We start from the raw sequence: 15,790 nt of genomic DNA on the forward strand, positions 1-15,790 counted from the left end.
TCATGATTTTTTACTTTCGATGATAATCGAATCCTGTTCGATTTGCTCGATAATGATTTTAGCCACTTCTTTCGGTGAACGAAAACGTGAAGGATTGGAAACATGAGTGCTGCCTTCCCAAAAGGGAGTGTCCATACCGCCCATATAGACGGCCTTAATTTGAATTGGGCTGTTTTCGTATTCTTTTTGCAGGCTCTCGGTAAAGCCTCTAACTGCGAATTTACTAGCTGCATAAACGGCTTCATTGACTTTCCCTCTTAACCCTGCAGTTGAAATGATATTCATTAACAGACCCTCACCCTGGTCTTTCAGTAATGGTAATACAGCCTTTGTCATTAAGATGGTTCCAAGTACATTGGTGTGGAGCATTTCAGAGATTTCCCTTTCTTTTATTTGAGCGAAAGGACCGAAATACCCGACACCAGCATTGTTTACTAAGCCCACAATCGTATGCGTTTTGCTTATATCATCTATTTTTTTTATTATATCTGCTTCTTTTTGGACATCGAGTTCAACAAAATCAGCCCTGCCGCCAGCACCTTCGATTTCTGCCTTAACGGCTGTAAGCTTATCGATGGTTCTCCCAGTTAATAAAAGATGATAACTCTGCTCTGCGAACAATAACGCCAATTCCTTCCCCAATCCGGACCCTGCTCCGGTAATGATGATGGTTTTCACTAAAATCTCTCCTTCAACCTTTATTAATTTTATAAAAGTAACTATACTAAAATAAAAGAGAAAACGAAAACGGGAGTGGAAGGCATGCAACAGGAGAAACGCTATAGTATGATGACGGAGCATGAATTAAAGCAGGAAATCGCGCAGCTTTTAGAAAAGGCTAGAAAAGCAGAACAAATGGGGATGGTCAGTGAATATGCGGTACTAGAGAGAAAGGCAGCAATGGCACGGGCATATTTGTTAGATCCATCTGTATTTAAACCAGGTGAGATTTATGAGCTTGAAGGAAACCCAGGAGAATATTTCAAAATTGACTATATGAATGGTGTTTTTGCTTGGGGTTATCGTTTGAAAGGTGATGGGAAAGAAGAAGCACTGCCGATTTCTATGCTGAAATGGCTGAAGTAAACTAAAAACAAACCAGAGACTTCTCTCTGGTTTGTCACTGTTCAGGTGATTAAAAATACTCAGGAGTATCCTTATCACGCTGACCAGAAGCACGCATACGCTCCTGCGGATGTGTGTTGATCGTACCATCGGCTCTTGTTGAAGCATATTCGGCCTTTGCCCGCGGCTCTCCCTCGAGCTTGTTGTTATTTTGATTCGGGAAATTTCTTTGTTTATTTCTCACCATGTTGGTACCTCCATCAAAAGGGAATGAGAAACCGTGAATAGCAAAGTGTCGTCACAACAATGCTTATCACGTGGTAATAGTATTTGATTTTTACGTTGAGGTTATGTTAAAAGAAATTGGCAATGAGGTGAATGTATGAACGATTATCATGAAAGATTATCAAGGCTACTAGTAGAAAAAAATAATCAGCTCTCGTACAATCAAGCACGAACTTGGGTCGAGTTAATGTGGGAGGATTTTGAAACCACTGCTGCTAAGGCGGGGAGGGAGTTCCTCGGCAGTGAAATGACGGAACGAATAGTACGCCAATGGATTGAGAATTATGGAGATCGGCTCCATGAGTTTGTAGCCAAGAACCCAAAATATAAAGATTTTTTTAAGGAAGAAAAAGATAAGATAAATTAAAAGCGATGACGTTAGTCATCGCTAATTTTTATTCCACTGGTAGTATACTTAGCTTTTTCCGCAATTTCTTCTCGCTGAACACCCAGCCTGTGTAGGAACTAATCGGGTTTAATTCCAAATCTAATTGAACAACTGCCACGAACGGGTAGTGGCCATTGCTGCGATACCTTAAATCAATAAACCGAACCTCATAGTGGTCATCATATTCATCTAATTCCCAACGGTACACAGGGGAAAAGGAAAGAAAAGCTGCAAGGTTACTATCCTTCTTTGCTGCTTCAAGTACCGGTGTTTCTGGAACAGGAATTCGTTTAAAACGATCTAATATCTCGACATTCGTTCCTAACGCTTTGCCAACAAAAAACTCCCCTTCATTCATCGCTGCAATTCTCCATTGATGAAACTTCATTGTAGGAGCAATAATGATATCTGTGGCATCTGGAATTATTTTTAAAACTTCTCTTCGTACTTTTCCTTGAGCTCTGAAGCGAAGGAGGTAATATCCAATTAAAACAATAAACATTGTTAAAAAAGTATAGCCAGGATCTGCTCCAATAACCCAAATAATAATTGCAACAATGTGAATGGCGAAAATAATAGGGTCAAAAGTATTGATGACTCCCAAGGCTACCCATTTAGAAGTGAAAGGTCTTAGAGCTTGTGTTCCATAGGCGTTAAAAATATCAACAAATACATGGATGAAAACTGCAGCAAATGTCCATCCCCATAAGTGGAGAAGATTTGCAGTAGGAAAAAAAGGATAAATCACCGCCAGAAGTATAAGCGGCCATATTAGTACTGCGGGAATAGAATGGGTAACCCCCCGATGATTTCGAATATAGATGGCATTATTTCTTAACTTCAAAACGGTATCAATATCTGGTATTTGTGATCCTACAATCGTAGCAATTAACACACTTGTAGCTGTTACTGAACTGCTGGCTACTATAGGGTCAAGGGTGGCAAGACCCCCAAGGGCAATTCCCATTACAACATGAGTTCCAGTATCCAAAAGGAAAAATCCTCCTTTTATTATTTAAATTTCCAGCGGCAGCGGACTTTAAAAAGGATGCTTCCACTATCTTTATCTTGTCAAAATCAACAAATTGGCTTATCGTTATAAAATGTTTATTATTATATTCCCTTATTTCGTTTAGTTTAACAGGCTGGAGGCATTTTTGTAATGGGTAATGTGCTGAAAAATATAGAAAAAATCTCAATAAAAAAATTTCAAGATGATTTAATTTCCTGGTTTAAAGCCGAACAGCGGGAATTACCATGGAGAAAGAACCAGGACCCTTATAAAGTTTGGGTTTCAGAAATCATGTTACAGCAAACAAGAGTTGATACGGTTATCCCTTATTTTAATCGTTTTGTTGAATGGTTTCCAACGATAGAAGCCCTTGCAGAAGCAAATGATGATAAAGTACTAAAAGCTTGGGAAGGACTAGGTTATTATTCGCGAGTAAGAAATTTACATTCAGCCGTTAAGGAAGTTAGCGAGAAATACAATGGTGAAGTTCCAAATACACCAAAAGAAATTTCTAAACTTAAGGGTGTTGGTCCTTATACCGCTGGTGCTATTTTGAGCATTGCCTATGGTATTCCTGAACCGGCAGTGGATGGCAACGTAATGAGGGTATTATCAAGAATCCTTTCTATCTGGGAGGATATTGCAAAGCCATCTACTAGGAAGGTTTTTGAAAATGCTGTAAGGCAGCTCATTTCTCATGATGATCCGTCAGCATTTAATCAGGCATTAATGGAACTTGGGGCATTGATTTGTACACCAACCTCACCGTCTTGTTTACTTTGCCCAGTTCGGGATCATTGCCAAGGCTTTAATGAGGGAGTAGAGTCTGAACTCCCTGTTAAATCCAAAAAAAACACTAAAAGGTCAGTCGATCTGGTTGCTGTCATTTTAAAGGATGACCAGGGAAAAATTTTAATTCATAAGCGTCCCGAAACTGGACTTCTGGCGAAATTATGGGAATTTCCAAATATTGAAATCCATCAGCCTACCGTGATGGACCGTGCCCAAATTTCAGACTTGTTTCGTGAATCCTTTAATTTGAATAGTAAGCTTGAAAAGGGTATTGGTCAGATTGAACATATTTTTTCCCATCTGATTTGGAATATTCGCGTTTATACTGGATCAATCATTTCACCTTTCCAGGAAAATAACGAATGGAAATGGGTCTCGTTAGATGAAATAGACGAATATGCCTTCCCCGTTTCTTATCATAAAATAGTAAAGCTCTATCATGAATATAATTAAAAAAGAACGCCATATTTTGGCGTTCTTTTTGGAATCAGTCATATCCTACATGTGTGCCATGTGTGTAATCAGCTTCTTGTCGCTTCAATCCGCCTCTATTTTCTATCTCTTCAATGATTTCCCGATGAATAGTAACTCCTTCACTATTTAAATAAGGAGCGATTTGTTGTAATGAATGATGGAAAAATGCCAGCTCACTGTTATCCCAATCCGATTTAGCAACCATTGACAGTTCTGTCATATCACGTCCTATGTACATTTGCTTCTTCCTCTCTGCTTTTAATAGCTATAGGTTTTGTAATCAATTGTCTTCTATTCATGAAAAGGCTAAAATGGTATGAATACTTTATAATGAAGGGGATAACAATCATGACACAAAAAGTAGCATTAATTACAGGCAGCAGCAGGGGAATAGGAAAGGCCACAGCATTAAGGCTTGCCCAATCAGGATATGATATTGTCATCAATTATGCCAGAAGCAAGAAGTCTGCACTCGAAGTAGCGGAAGAAATCGAAGCTATGGGAAGAAAAGTTTTAGTGGTAAAAGCCAATGTTGGTGATGTAAGTAAAATTAAAACTATGTTTACTCAAATTGAGGAAGAATTCGGCAGACTGGATATTTTTGTTAATAATGCAGCCTCCGGGGTACAGCGGCCAATTATGGAATTAGAAGAAAATCACTGGGATTGGACATTAAACATAAACAGTAAAGCATTATTATTTTGTGCTCAAGAAGCGGCCAAGCTAATGGAGAAAAATGGCGGCGGAAAGATTGTCAGCATTAGCTCGCTCGGCTCCATACGTTATTTAGAAAATTATACAGTAGTAGGTGTTTCAAAAGCGGCCCTTGAGGCGTTGACAAGATATTTAGCGGTTGAATTAGCCCCGAAGAATATTGTCGTAAATGCGGTTTCTGGTGGTGCTGTTGATACAGAAGCATTAACTCATTTTCCAAACCGCGAGGAGCTTCTTCAAGAAGCAAAAGAGAAAACTCCTGCAGGCAGAATGGTCGAAATAGAGGATATGGTAAATTGTGTTATGTTCCTTTTATCTGAAGAGTCCAGCATGATTAGAGGACAAACGATTATTGTTGATGGTGGGATTTCATTGCTCGTGTAATAAAATTTTTTAAAAAAATTTTGGATAGTCTCCACAATAAGCGGGTATCTTAATTTTTGTGGAGGTGATTACAATGGCAAACAACTTCAACCAACAACCTAACAGAACTCAAGCTGGTACTAACATTCAAGAAGTTAGACAGCAAAACGCTCAATCTCAGGGCGGTGCAGGTGCAGCTGGTCAATTTGGAACTGAATTTGCAAGCGAAACAAACGCTGCAGAGGTAAGAAGACAAAACCAACAGTCTCAGGCTAACAAAGGTCAAGGTTCTTCTGGTCAATACGGAACTGAATTCGCTAGCCAAACAGACGCTGCTGAAGTAAGAAGACAAAACCAACAATCTCAAGCTAATAAAGGCCAAGGCAATTCTGGTCAATTTGGCGAAAGCTAAGAAATTTCGTAAGTAGAAGGTGCTCTCATTCGGAGGAGCGCCTTCTTTATTTTGTCCTGCTTTTTGCGCCCAGGTATGATGTTATAACATATGAGCTGTTCGACAAAACTTCTCTTTACTCTACATAATTAGTCAAAGGATATAATTATTTGTTAAAGAATATTATTAGATAGAAAAAATAAGGCGGTGTGGTAGATGGATCATTTTAACCGTTTAGTATCTGAACAGATGATGACAATGGAAAAATTACTATACCTACAAGGAGAGCTTGAACGTTGTCAAGAAATCGAAGAACAGCTAATGACCTTGCAAAATGAAACTGAGTTAGAAAGTGTCCAGTTTGATATTAATCAAATGAAAAAAGAATTAAAAGAGATTCAAGAAATTTTTGAAAAACAAACCGAAGAAGTCATTCAATCTTACCGTGAAAGTGACTTAGAACCTTCAATTTAACTCGAAAAATCGAATTATGGTTGAAAATATGCAATTATTTTCAAAGAGTCATTGAAATCAATGGCTCTTTTGTTTTAAATTCTGTATTCAACCGTTATAATAATAAGAAATAGTAAATGAACTTTGTTGCCATTTGTCGTTTAATTGTTGGAGGATCGGTTACAAAGCGTTTAGGAATGAAAGAAGGGGAGAATCATGGGCGTACCCATCGAAGGTGAACCAATACAAATACATAGCTATAAACACAATGGGCACATCCATCGCGTCTGGGAGGAAACGACCGTATTAAAGGGATCTCAAAATCTGGTGATTGGCGGAAATGACCGTACCATTGTAACGGAATCAGATGGAAGGACATGGATTACAAGGGAACCGGCTATTTGTTATTTTCATTCACAGTATTGGTTTAATATTATTGGGATGATTCGAGAAGATGGTATTTATTACTATTGTAATCTAAGCTCTCCATTTATCTTTGATGGCGAAGCTGTTAAATATATTGATTATGACCTGGATATTAAGGTATTCCCTGATATGACGTTTAATTTATTAGATGAGGATGAGTATGAACGCCATCGTCGTGAGATGAGGTATCCAGAAGTAATCGATCAAATTCTGAAGAGAAATGTGGATAAGCTTATCCATTGGATACGGCAGCGTAAAGGGCCTTTTGCGCCAGATTTTATTGATATTTGGTATGAGCGGTATCTAACTTACAGACGTTAATGGAAAATGCTTTAGCGCTAGGAAAGATGATGAAGGCATCTACTAACGATATAGTGGCTGCCTTCATCATTTTTCCATGTTGTGGATTAATAACTAATGTGACAGCAAGAAGGGAGGGCCAATCTTGAGCAGTGTTCGCAGGTATCTTCAATTTGTTAAACCATATCGCCTTCAAATTATCGGAACCATTTTGATCGGGCTTGTAAAATTCGCTATTCCGCTTATCATTCCCATGCTGATTAAATATGTAGTGGATGATATCATTGGCAAAGGGAGTTTAACCAATGATGAGAAAATAAATAAACTACTGTTAATTATGGGGGTAATGATTGTTATATTTGTCGTCTTAAGGCCGCCAATTGAGTATTACCGTCAATATTTCGCACAATGGACGTCTAGTAAAATTCTTTATGATATCCGTGACCGTATGTATACACATATTCAGAAACTTAGTTTTAAATACTACTCCAACACCCGGTCAGGGGAAGTCATTTCGCGTGTTATTAATGACGTGGAGCAGACGAAAACATTTGTCATCACTGGTTTAATGAATCTGTGGCTAGACATGGCCACAATTGTAATCGCTATTATTATTATGTTTTATATGAATGTCAGTCTAACTTTCGTATCAATTTTGTTATTCCCGCTCTATGCAATTTCGATAAGATACTTCTTTGGAAATCTGCGTAAACTCACTCGATCTCGTTCACAAGCACTGGCTGAGGTGCAGAGCTACCTGCATGAGCGTGTGCAGGGAATGCCTGTTATTAAAAGCTTTGCGATTGAAGAGTTTGAGCAGACTCAGTTTGATAAACAAAATAAGAACTTTTTAGATAAAGCATTAGAGCACACTAGTTGGAATGCAAAGGCATTTGCTGCCGTTAATACCATTACAGATATCGCACCGCTTCTTGTTATCGGATATTCAGCTTACCTTGTTATTCAAGGAGATTTAACGCTTGGAACAATGATTGCGTTTTTTGCCTATATTGATAAATTGTACAATCCTTTGAGAAGACTGGTGAATTCCTCCACAACCCTAACGCAGTCATTCGCCTCGATGGATAGGGTTTTTGAGTTTTTGGATGTAAAATATGATATTGTCGATTCCCCAAATGCAATACAGTGTAAGGATGTGAAGGGGAACATTAAATTTGATCATGTTCAATTTAAATACAATGAAAAAGAGAATCTGATTCTGAAAAACATCACCCTCGATGTAAAAAAAGGAGAAACCATCGCCCTTGTTGGTATGAGTGGAGGAGGCAAGTCGACACTTGTCAGCTTGATTCCGCGTTTCTACGATGTCACAGAAGGGAAAATTCTTTTAGATGGAGTAGATATCCGCGACTTCCAGGTTCAATCCTTACGGGACAAAATAGGTGTAGTTTTTCAGGACAGTATTTTATTTAGTGACTCTGTTAAGAACAATATTTTATTAGGGAAACCTGGAGCAAGTGATGAAGATGTTTATCAAGCAGCCAAAGCAGCCAATGCCCATGATTTTATCGAGAATTTAGCAAATGGGTATGATACGAAGGTTGGTGAAAGAGGAGTGAAGCTTTCAGGCGGACAAAAGCAAAGGGTAGCCATTGCTCGTGTATTTTTGAGAAATCCACCTATTTTGATACTAGATGAGGCAACTTCAGCGCTGGATTTAGAGAGTGAACACCTTATCCAGGAAGCACTTGATATGCTGGCGAAGGATCGAACGACATTTGTTGTAGCGCACCGTTTATCTACTATCACCCACGCCGATCGGATTGTTCTAATTGAACACGGAGAAATTGTTGAAGTGGGCACACACGATGAATTAATGGCGAAACAAGGCAATTATCATAAATTATTTCAAGTGCAGCAACTCGAACAGCATGAAGACATGCCGCTGGAAACATAGAAAAAGTAAACAAGGAATGATGTAAAAATTTGCATAAGTCGTTTTTTTATTTAGCAAACCTTCGGGTAAGGTTCGTTGAAAATGCCATTAGTGTTAACGCTAATGGCATTTTTCTATATACTATTTTGAAAGATTATTCTAATAAATCGAAAGTATTTGATTATCTTAAGACGGAAGGAGATTTATCATTTATTTTGATAGCGGAATGCTTTGTTATGCTTCATTACTACCACCGTTTCAATTTTCTGAAAGTTAATTGACTTTACTAGATTTTACTATATATACTAAAAAAAGAAAAAAGTGAATCGATTCACTGATTAAGAGTTTACGAGAGGAGTAAAAATGATAGTGTATGAAAAATGCTTAGAATTAAAAGAAAAGATTAACGGAGAAGAGGCAGAATTATTTAAGGAGTTTTATTATGGAAGGTTTTTTACCGGTAATATTACATTAAGCGAAGATGAAGAATCAGTGACGTTCACGTTTTATAAAGGAAACTGTATTGATGTTGTAAAAGGAATCCCGAATACAGGCTTGGATATCGGAGTGGCTGGTACAAAAGAAGATTGGAATAAGTTTGTGACCCATAAAAGTTTAAGTGTCGCAACGAACAAAGGGAACACCAATAATTTAACGACACATGGAGGTGCCATTCGCTTCCGGCAAAACTTTAACGTTGTTGCTCAATTCATTCGTGTGTACGCATTTATTCGATAGGATTAGGAATGAGAAGGGGAAATAAACATGGCTATTCAGGGTTTTTATATTACAGTAAATGGAATTAAAACATATTGCGAAACAAATAACGGACCGGAAAATGGGGAAGTAATTATTTGCTTACATACCGCAGGCAGAGAGAGTCGACAATATCATGAGATGATGGAGATTTTCCAGGATAAATATAAAATGATCTCGTTTGATATGCCAGCGCATGGGAAGAGCTGGCCGCTGCCAGGAAATAAAGTGATCAATAATTATGTTGACTACGGAAAATTTGTTTGGGCGGTAATTGAAGAGCTAGGGGTGAAGGACCCGATTGTCATTGGCTGTTCAATGGGAGGAAACATTGTCTACCATATGGCACAAGAGTATCCAGTTAAGGCAATCTGCTCAATGCAGGGCGCTGATTATACGCCGACCATCAATGAAGATATTCTAGAATTATTAAATCATCCTTATGTAAATCCGCAGATTTCCCATTTAGAGTTTTCGGAATGTCTAATCGGAAAAGCGACATCACAAGAAAGAAAAGATTTTATTCTTTGGGGCGTGCAAACTGAAATCGGGATTACGAAGCAAGGGGATTTAACACAGTACAATGGATTTGACGTCCGGGAAAAAATGGGTCAAATCACTTGTCCAGTCCTCGTTGTACACGGATTGGATGATAAAATCGCTACTGCCGAAATGGCTGAACAAACGATTAGCAGATTAACCAATTGTCCAAACCTCGTCTATAAACCAATTCCCGACTATGGACACTTTATCTTAGTCGAGAATCCTGAATTAGTATGTAAGTATTTGGAAGAGTTTATTCAGTCATTATAAAAGAACTAAAGGCGTCCCGTAATCACAGGGTCACCTTTTTTATTGTTGAAAAAAATTTAGTAATCTTTTGAAAAGTTAGGAACACTCATTTTATAGGATTTCTTTTGCTTTATGTTTGATCGAAACTGTTCTTTGTGTTGAACCATAAACCAAAACAAGGCTAAAACTTATAGTTAATAAACTTAAAATAAACGCTATTTCACCGAACCAATGTAATTTCTCCCAAAAATAGCCACCTAATGACCCCAAAACGGAAGATCCAAGGTAATAAAAGAGTAAAAAAAGTGAAGAAGCCTGTGCCTTGTTCTCCTTGGCACGTTCTGCAACTAGACTGCTAGCGATTGAATGGCTTCCGAAAAATCCAAACGTGTAAATGGCTAATCCTATAATTTTAAACAATAAGGCGGGAAACAAGGTAAAGAGTGCCCCTATAATCGCAATGGATAAAGATATTTTTAGAATAAACAAACTTCCATGAAGACTAGCTTTTTTCCCCATATAAATAGAGCTAAATGTACCGCAAATATAAGCGGTAAAAATAAACCCAATCGCTGTTTGACTTAATAAATATGGTGGTTCCATTAGCAAAAAGCTAATATAGTTATAGATTGATACAAAACTTCCCATAAGTAAAAAACTAAGAATAAATAGAAAATTAATATTTTTATTTGTCAGATGTTCTTTAAACGATAACCATCCTGATGAACGCTCTAATTTTATTCTTGCATGATTTTGAGGATTAGGAAGTATAAACCAAAACAATAAGCTTAAAATGAAGCAGATAATTCCAATTATTAAAAACGCTATTCTCCAGTCAAATAGATCAGTCAAAACCCCAGTTAATATTCTACCAGACATTCCACCAATACTAGATCCAGAAATGTAAAAACCCATAATCATTGCCTTATCTTTTGGGCTGAATTCCTCTCCAATATAAGCCATAGCAATTGAAGGAACTCCTGCAACAAATATCCCTAACAATGCTCTGAAAAAAAGAAGCACCATAAAATTAGGACTCCATGATGATAAAATTCCTAGAATAGAAGTAATCAACATGGAATATAGCATAATTTTCTTTACTCCAATTCGATCTGAAAGAGAGGCTGCAAATAACATAAGGAATGCAAGTAATCCAGTCGTTAAGGATAAGGTTAAGCTTACAACTGGAGCAGTAACATTAAATTCTTTAGTAAAGATCGGCATTAGCGGTTGAGTAGTATAGATCAAGGTGAAAATGACAAAGCCAGCAATAAATAATGAAATTTTTGCCCGATTATAGGCTTTTGTTCCGAGTTTAATATAAGGCATTAGAATTCCTCATTTCCTGTACTTTCTATATTCAATACTATAATCTGTAAATTCTAATGCGTCTAATTTATAATAAGTATCAATGTGATAACTTTTTGTTATGTAAGTGAGGGAATGCGGATGGAATGGCATCAAATAGAAAATTTTATTGCGGTAGCAAAATATAAACATTTTACAAAAGCAGCGGAACATCAATCTATATCACAGCCTGCATTGAGTCGGTCCATTATAAAGTTAGAACAGGAATTAGGCGTCCGATTATTTTTGCGGGAAAGAAAAAATGTAAACCTTACAAGATACGGCGAAATTTTTTTAAAAAAAGCAATGCAGGCTCAAACATCAATCAGAAAAGGGATAGAAGAAATACAAGAGAAGAGTTCAATTGAGGCTGGAGAAATAACAGTCGCTTTTCTACACACACTTGGCCAACATTTTATCCCTAAATTAATTGCTAATTATAAAAAAATGTACCCAAATGTCAATTTCCAGCTTTATCAGGGAGCGAATAATTATGTACTAAATCAAGTTTTGCAAGGGCTTGCTGATATATGCTTATCATTACCGCCTGTTCAAAATGAACAATTAACCTGGACTACGTTAAAAACAGAACCAGTCTATTTGGTTGTCCCTAATAACCATTATCTTGCAAATAAATTTGATATTTCTTTTAAGAGTTTAGAGGGGGAAGACTTTATTTGTCTTAAAAAAGGTTATGGGATTCGCGATATGTTTGATGAGATGTGCATGAAACTAAAAATCCAACCGAACATTACGTTTGAAGGGGAAGAGGCAACAACAGTTGCGGGATTTGTAGCCGAAGGACTTGGGATTACACTTTTACCAAAAATCAGTGAAATTAATTATGATAATCTGAGTTTCTTAAATATATCAGATTATAAGTGTCAAAGAACCATTGCTATATCATCGCTGGATGATGAATTTCTAACACCAATTGTGAAAAGGTTTAAAGAATTCGTGACCGAGTACTTTGCCTCAATTGATACATGATATGTAGGACTTGAAACAAAAATTATAACAATCACTATCTGTTGAGGTATAGTGATTGTTACAATGCAAGTCATTTCTTTCCCTTATGTCAGATGCAACGAGGGCTTAACATATGAGCTAGTTTTTTTTATTTCCAAACCAAAAATTTTTTCTAACTTCGAGAGTAAAAATGCATTTGTTAAAGAATACCTCCCTAAGTTCGTGAAAAAGTTGGCGCCAGTTAGTTCGTGGATTTTTTCCAATCTGTACCGTAATGTACTGCTATGAATAAACAGGCTTTTAGAAGCTTCTTGTAGGGAAGGTGTTTTTAGACAAGTTTCTAGTGTATCAAGCAAGTGTGATTTATATTTTTTATCGTATTCTTCCAAAGGTTCAATAATTCGAGACCGAATTAAGTCATGTTCCTTTGTATTCAACAAACCCATGATGATCCGTATTTCAAAATAATCCTCATAATAATAAATGCTTTCTTCTGGATATATTTCTTTTCCTATAAGGATGGAGTTTTGGGCAGACTTCAGTGCATTCGAAATATCTATAAGGCGGCTTTCTTTCTGACTGCATCCTATTTTAAAGCCGAAGGGGATCTCTATTATTTTAGCAAGTTTGTTCAATGATTCTTTTAAAATAGTAGTATCATTAAACCGACTATGATGTTCAAAAGTAAGGAGGATATAGTATCCATCACTAATTTCAGAAATTAAGTAATTGAAGTTATGAGTTTCTAGAAATAAAGAGATTTTATCTTTTAGATAACTTGAATTGATAATATTGTAATGATTCTGTGTTTGATTTGATGGCTCAATGTAGACTAAATAGTAATATTCTTCTGGACTTAATCCCAGTATATTGAGCTTACCTCTAATCGTATCCTCGTTCAAATTTGTATTAAAAAATAGATCATTTGCTAGTTGGATTTTGTATTTTGTTTCACTTTCTTTTTTGATGGCATCCTCCATTAACTTAATCGATAGAAAGGAAGTAATTTGTTTTACATTCATCATCGCCTCGGAATTAAAGCGATTTAAATGCTGTACAGCGAAGTACCCTAAAATTTTATTATAGGCAATGCACGGAAAGACAAAAAACTCCCCTGTTGGATTTGCAAGATATTTTTCTCCAGAGCCGATAAGCTCCCAAACTTTTTCAGGCTCATTCATTAATGAACGGATAAACTGAAAGAGCAATTCTGTATTTTCAGGAGTCGTTTGAATATATTGCTCAAGTAATTCATCTGTATGAGAAAAACAAAAACAATTACAAGATAAAGATCTACCTATTTGCTGGAGATAAAAGCTTAAATCCTCTCCCTTTAAAATGGACGTATATAAATCTTCATATTGGTCGTTTAATGATTTAATCGTTTCAAACTGTTGATTAATAATCATTGAAGTAACATCAGTAATAACCGTGCGAAATGGGACTTCCTTTTCGATAAGAAATAAAGGGGTACTAAATTTGTTTGCTAATCTGATTAAGGAGAGAGGTATTTTTTTTAAGAACCGATTGATTTTTATTCCGATTCCTGAGATGTTCTTTTGAATAAGATTTAAGAAAATTTTCTCCATTTTTTTAGGATCATCCGCGCTTGTAGAAAAAGTCGTCAGCACGAAGAGCCCTTCCCCAAGGTGAAACTCCGTAAAATCTTCTACCTCCATGACTGTGATAGATTGAACATTTTTATTTATTCCATTTTTACCTGCGACTAAGTAAATTGATTGTTTAAATACCTTTAAATTTTGCAAATTCTCAATGCGGATTGCCATGTAAAACAACTCCACTTCTGTAGTTTCCTATTTTTATAGTAAAATTCACATATTTTTTTCCGTGTTTTCTAGTAAAGACATAGGATTTGATAATTATTATACTAAATACATAAACCGCTTTCAATTTGTAAAGGGAGGTTCAAGAATGTCAGGAGTAGGAATAACATCCATCGGGGCGTATATCCCATATTACTTTATGAATCGAAAAACAATTGGGGATGCCTGGGGAGTAAAAGGGATAAAAGGGTTAAGAAGCATTGCGGCATCAGATGAAGATAGTGTGACAATGTCAGTAGAAGCTGCATTAGAGTGTTTTAGATACAGAGAACGGAGTGATATTGATGGGTTATTTTTCGCTTCAACTACTGCACCATATTCAGAAAAATCACATGCAACATTAGTTTCTACAGTATGTGACTTGAATAAAGAAATCTTTGCCGCCGATTTTCAGTCATCTCTTAGATGTGCAACAAGTGCACTAAAAGCTGGATTTAGTGAAGTTTTATCCGGTAACTCTAGGGAAGTGCTAATAACATCGGCCGATAGCCGGAACGCTTACCCCAAATCACAGCAAGAGCAATTATTCGGAGATGGCGCGGCTGCAGTAACTATTGGAACGAAAGATGTATTGGCTACAATTGACCATTCTTTTACATGCCAAAACGAGATTCAAGATATGTGGAGAAATAAAGACGATCATTATGTAAGAAATGCTGAGGCCAGATTTGCCATTGATGAAGGGTACAATGCCTCTGTAGCATATGCCTTCGAGAAGATTTTAGAGAAAGCGAACCTTTCTTCGTCTAATTTAACGAAAGTCATCATTACGACTCCTGGAATGAAAGACAATATTAAAATAGCAAAAAAGTTGGGTTTAACGACTGAACAGCTTCAGGATGCATTCGTTTCAGAGATCGGAGTTTTAGGAGCAGCTCAACCATTAGTGTTGCTAGTGGATGCACTTGAGCATTCGCAGCCTGGAGATAAGATCCTATTAATCTCATATGGAAATGGTGCTGATGCCTTACTTTTTACGGCAACAGAGAATGTCAAAAAAGTTTCAAAAGCCAATTCAGTTAGAAAATATTTGGACGATCGAATGGAATTTAAAGATTATGGAAGATTTCTTTCATTTAAAGGCATTATCGAGGCTGTACCTGGTGAGGATTATAAGATTCCAGCATCAACAGCTCAAACATGGAGAGAGCAGGAAACTTATTTAAAACTATATGGAAGCAAGTGTAAAAATTGTGATACACATATGTTTCCAATTAACAGGGTCTGCTACCAATGTGGCTCGAAGGATGAATTTGAAAAGATTAATAAATCAGAAGAAATCACCAAGTTGTTTACATATTCAATTGATCAGTTAGCTGGAAGAAGCGATGATCCAGTCGTCGTTCAATCCATTTCAGAGGATGCTAATGGCACAAGGTTTTATTTAAATATGACAGATTTTAATCGAGAAAAAATTGAAATAAACATGGACCTTGAATTTACTTTTCGGAAGATTCATAGTCTTGGAAATTTTGTAAATTATTATTGGAAAGTTAGACCTATTCGTAGAAAGAGGGTGTAA

Annotated in this window: 18 protein-coding genes; 12 read left to right on the forward strand and 6 right to left on the reverse strand. The window is 36.7% G+C overall.

All coding sequences use genetic code 11. The features are described from left to right. Positions 1-678: an SDR family NAD(P)-dependent oxidoreductase gene (locus tag AC2TFD_RS06410; RefSeq protein WP_484675311.1), complete on the reverse strand. Its 678-nt coding sequence runs from the start codon at positions 676-678 to the stop codon at positions 1-3. A gap of 84 nt (positions 679-762) precedes the next feature. On the opposite strand from AC2TFD_RS06410, the gene AC2TFD_RS06415 reads away from it, so the two are divergent. Next, positions 763-1,086 carry a YfhH family protein gene (locus tag AC2TFD_RS06415; protein WP_484675312.1) on the forward strand — a complete coding sequence of 108 codons (324 nt, stop codon included), beginning with the start codon at positions 763-765 and terminating at the stop codon, positions 1,084-1,086. Between the two features lie 49 nt (positions 1,087-1,135). Here the strand turns inward: AC2TFD_RS06415 and AC2TFD_RS06420 are convergent, their stop codons facing one another. Next, positions 1,136-1,309 carry a small, acid-soluble spore protein K gene (locus AC2TFD_RS06420; protein ID WP_335514348.1) on the reverse strand — a complete coding sequence of 58 codons (174 nt, stop codon included), beginning with the start codon at positions 1,307-1,309 and terminating at the stop codon, positions 1,136-1,138. A gap of 138 nt (positions 1,310-1,447) precedes the next feature. Between AC2TFD_RS06420 and AC2TFD_RS06425 the strand changes: the two genes are divergently transcribed. Further along, positions 1,448-1,717 (forward strand): YfhJ family protein, encoded by a 270-nt coding sequence (locus AC2TFD_RS06425; protein ID WP_484675313.1) that lies wholly within the window; start codon positions 1,448-1,450, stop codon positions 1,715-1,717. A 28-nt stretch (positions 1,718-1,745) separates the two neighbouring features. Here the strand turns inward: AC2TFD_RS06425 and AC2TFD_RS06430 are convergent, their stop codons facing one another. After that, positions 1,746-2,729: a metal-dependent hydrolase gene (locus AC2TFD_RS06430; RefSeq protein ID WP_335514299.1), complete on the reverse strand. Its 984-nt coding sequence runs from the start codon at positions 2,727-2,729 to the stop codon at positions 1,746-1,748. Positions 2,730-2,900: 171 nt separating this feature from the next. Here AC2TFD_RS06430 and mutY point away from each other — a divergent pair, with 171 nt between their 5' ends. Beyond that, the gene (gene mutY, locus AC2TFD_RS06435; protein WP_484675314.1) at positions 2,901-3,995 is read left to right on the forward strand and encodes an A/G-specific adenine glycosylase; all 1,095 of its coding nucleotides are present in this window, start codon (positions 2,901-2,903) and stop codon (positions 3,993-3,995) included. A 34-nt stretch (positions 3,996-4,029) separates the two neighbouring features. Here the strand turns inward: mutY and AC2TFD_RS06440 are convergent, their stop codons facing one another. Further along, positions 4,030-4,254, reverse strand: coding sequence for a hypothetical protein (locus AC2TFD_RS06440; protein WP_484675315.1), 225 nt, complete (start codon positions 4,252-4,254; stop codon positions 4,030-4,032). A gap of 110 nt (positions 4,255-4,364) precedes the next feature. Between AC2TFD_RS06440 and fabL the strand changes: the two genes are divergently transcribed. The 7 genes from fabL to AC2TFD_RS06475 all read left to right on the forward strand — a co-directional run bounded on the left by fabL (position 4,365) and on the right by AC2TFD_RS06475 (position 10,129). Further along, positions 4,365-5,114, forward strand: a complete 750-nt coding sequence (gene fabL / locus AC2TFD_RS06445) for an enoyl-[acyl-carrier-protein] reductase FabL (protein WP_484675316.1) — start codon at positions 4,365-4,367, stop codon at positions 5,112-5,114. A gap of 73 nt (positions 5,115-5,187) precedes the next feature. After that, positions 5,188-5,505 carry a gamma-type small acid-soluble spore protein gene (locus AC2TFD_RS06450; protein WP_484675317.1) on the forward strand — a complete coding sequence of 106 codons (318 nt, stop codon included), beginning with the start codon at positions 5,188-5,190 and terminating at the stop codon, positions 5,503-5,505. A 195-nt stretch (positions 5,506-5,700) separates the two neighbouring features. After that, positions 5,701-5,958, forward strand: a complete 258-nt coding sequence (locus AC2TFD_RS06455) for a YgaB family protein (protein WP_335514314.1) — start codon at positions 5,701-5,703, stop codon at positions 5,956-5,958. A 195-nt stretch (positions 5,959-6,153) separates the two neighbouring features. Next, positions 6,154-6,684, forward strand: a complete 531-nt coding sequence (gene ntdP / locus AC2TFD_RS06460; RefSeq protein WP_335568927.1) for a nucleoside tri-diphosphate phosphatase — start codon at positions 6,154-6,156, stop codon at positions 6,682-6,684. A 124-nt stretch (positions 6,685-6,808) separates the two neighbouring features. Continuing rightward, positions 6,809-8,581, forward strand: coding sequence for an ABC transporter ATP-binding protein (locus tag AC2TFD_RS06465; RefSeq protein ID WP_484675318.1), 1,773 nt, complete (start codon positions 6,809-6,811; stop codon positions 8,579-8,581). A gap of 342 nt (positions 8,582-8,923) precedes the next feature. Then, positions 8,924-9,298: a hypothetical protein gene (locus AC2TFD_RS06470; protein ID WP_484675319.1), complete on the forward strand. Its 375-nt coding sequence runs from the start codon at positions 8,924-8,926 to the stop codon at positions 9,296-9,298. Between the two features lie 27 nt (positions 9,299-9,325). After that, positions 9,326-10,129, forward strand: coding sequence for an alpha/beta fold hydrolase (locus tag AC2TFD_RS06475; RefSeq protein WP_484675320.1), 804 nt, complete (start codon positions 9,326-9,328; stop codon positions 10,127-10,129). Between the two features lie 90 nt (positions 10,130-10,219). Here AC2TFD_RS06475 and AC2TFD_RS06480 read toward each other — a convergent pair whose 3' ends face one another. Then, positions 10,220-11,437, reverse strand: coding sequence for an MFS transporter (locus AC2TFD_RS06480; RefSeq protein ID WP_484675321.1), 1,218 nt, complete (start codon positions 11,435-11,437; stop codon positions 10,220-10,222). A 120-nt stretch (positions 11,438-11,557) separates the two neighbouring features. On the opposite strand from AC2TFD_RS06480, the gene AC2TFD_RS06485 reads away from it, so the two are divergent. Next, positions 11,558-12,445 carry a LysR family transcriptional regulator gene (locus tag AC2TFD_RS06485; RefSeq protein ID WP_484675322.1) on the forward strand — a complete coding sequence of 296 codons (888 nt, stop codon included), beginning with the start codon at positions 11,558-11,560 and terminating at the stop codon, positions 12,443-12,445. 83 nt (positions 12,446-12,528) lie between these two features. Here AC2TFD_RS06485 and AC2TFD_RS06490 read toward each other — a convergent pair whose 3' ends face one another. Then, on the reverse strand, positions 12,529-14,211 hold the full coding sequence (locus tag AC2TFD_RS06490; RefSeq protein WP_484675323.1) for a PucR family transcriptional regulator: 1,683 nt from the start codon (positions 14,209-14,211) through the stop codon (positions 12,529-12,531). Positions 14,212-14,356: 145 nt separating this feature from the next. Here AC2TFD_RS06490 and AC2TFD_RS06495 point away from each other — a divergent pair, with 145 nt between their 5' ends. Next, positions 14,357-15,790: a zinc ribbon domain-containing protein gene (locus AC2TFD_RS06495; protein ID WP_484675324.1), complete on the forward strand. Its 1,434-nt coding sequence runs from the start codon at positions 14,357-14,359 to the stop codon at positions 15,788-15,790.

The organism is Neobacillus sp. plas4, from assembly GCF_057221695.1.

Coding starts and splice junctions, on each gene's coding strand:
- AC2TFD_RS06450 (WP_484675317.1), top strand. CDS start 5,188: ATGGCAAACAACTTCAACCAACAACCTAACAGAACTCAAGCTGGTACT.
- AC2TFD_RS06455 (WP_335514314.1), top strand. CDS start 5,701: ATGGATCATTTTAACCGTTTAGTATCTGAACAGATGATGACAATGGAA.
- AC2TFD_RS06415 (WP_484675312.1), top strand. CDS start 763: ATGCAACAGGAGAAACGCTATAGTATGATGACGGAGCATGAATTAAAG.
- AC2TFD_RS06425 (WP_484675313.1), top strand. CDS start 1,448: ATGAACGATTATCATGAAAGATTATCAAGGCTACTAGTAGAAAAAAAT.
- AC2TFD_RS06470 (WP_484675319.1), top strand. CDS start 8,924: ATGATAGTGTATGAAAAATGCTTAGAATTAAAAGAAAAGATTAACGGA.
- AC2TFD_RS06490 (WP_484675323.1), bottom strand. CDS start 14,211: ATGGCAATCCGCATTGAGAATTTGCAAAATTTAAAGGTATTTAAACAA.
- ntdP (WP_335568927.1), top strand. CDS start 6,154: ATGGGCGTACCCATCGAAGGTGAACCAATACAAATACATAGCTATAAA.
- AC2TFD_RS06485 (WP_484675322.1), top strand. CDS start 11,558: ATGGAATGGCATCAAATAGAAAATTTTATTGCGGTAGCAAAATATAAA.
- AC2TFD_RS06480 (WP_484675321.1), bottom strand. CDS start 11,437: ATGCCTTATATTAAACTCGGAACAAAAGCCTATAATCGGGCAAAAATT.
- mutY (WP_484675314.1), top strand. CDS start 2,901: ATGGGTAATGTGCTGAAAAATATAGAAAAAATCTCAATAAAAAAATTT.
- AC2TFD_RS06495 (WP_484675324.1), top strand. CDS start 14,357: ATGTCAGGAGTAGGAATAACATCCATCGGGGCGTATATCCCATATTAC.
- fabL (WP_484675316.1), top strand. CDS start 4,365: ATGACACAAAAAGTAGCATTAATTACAGGCAGCAGCAGGGGAATAGGA.
- AC2TFD_RS06440 (WP_484675315.1), bottom strand. CDS start 4,254: ATGTACATAGGACGTGATATGACAGAACTGTCAATGGTTGCTAAATCG.
- AC2TFD_RS06475 (WP_484675320.1), top strand. CDS start 9,326: ATGGCTATTCAGGGTTTTTATATTACAGTAAATGGAATTAAAACATAT.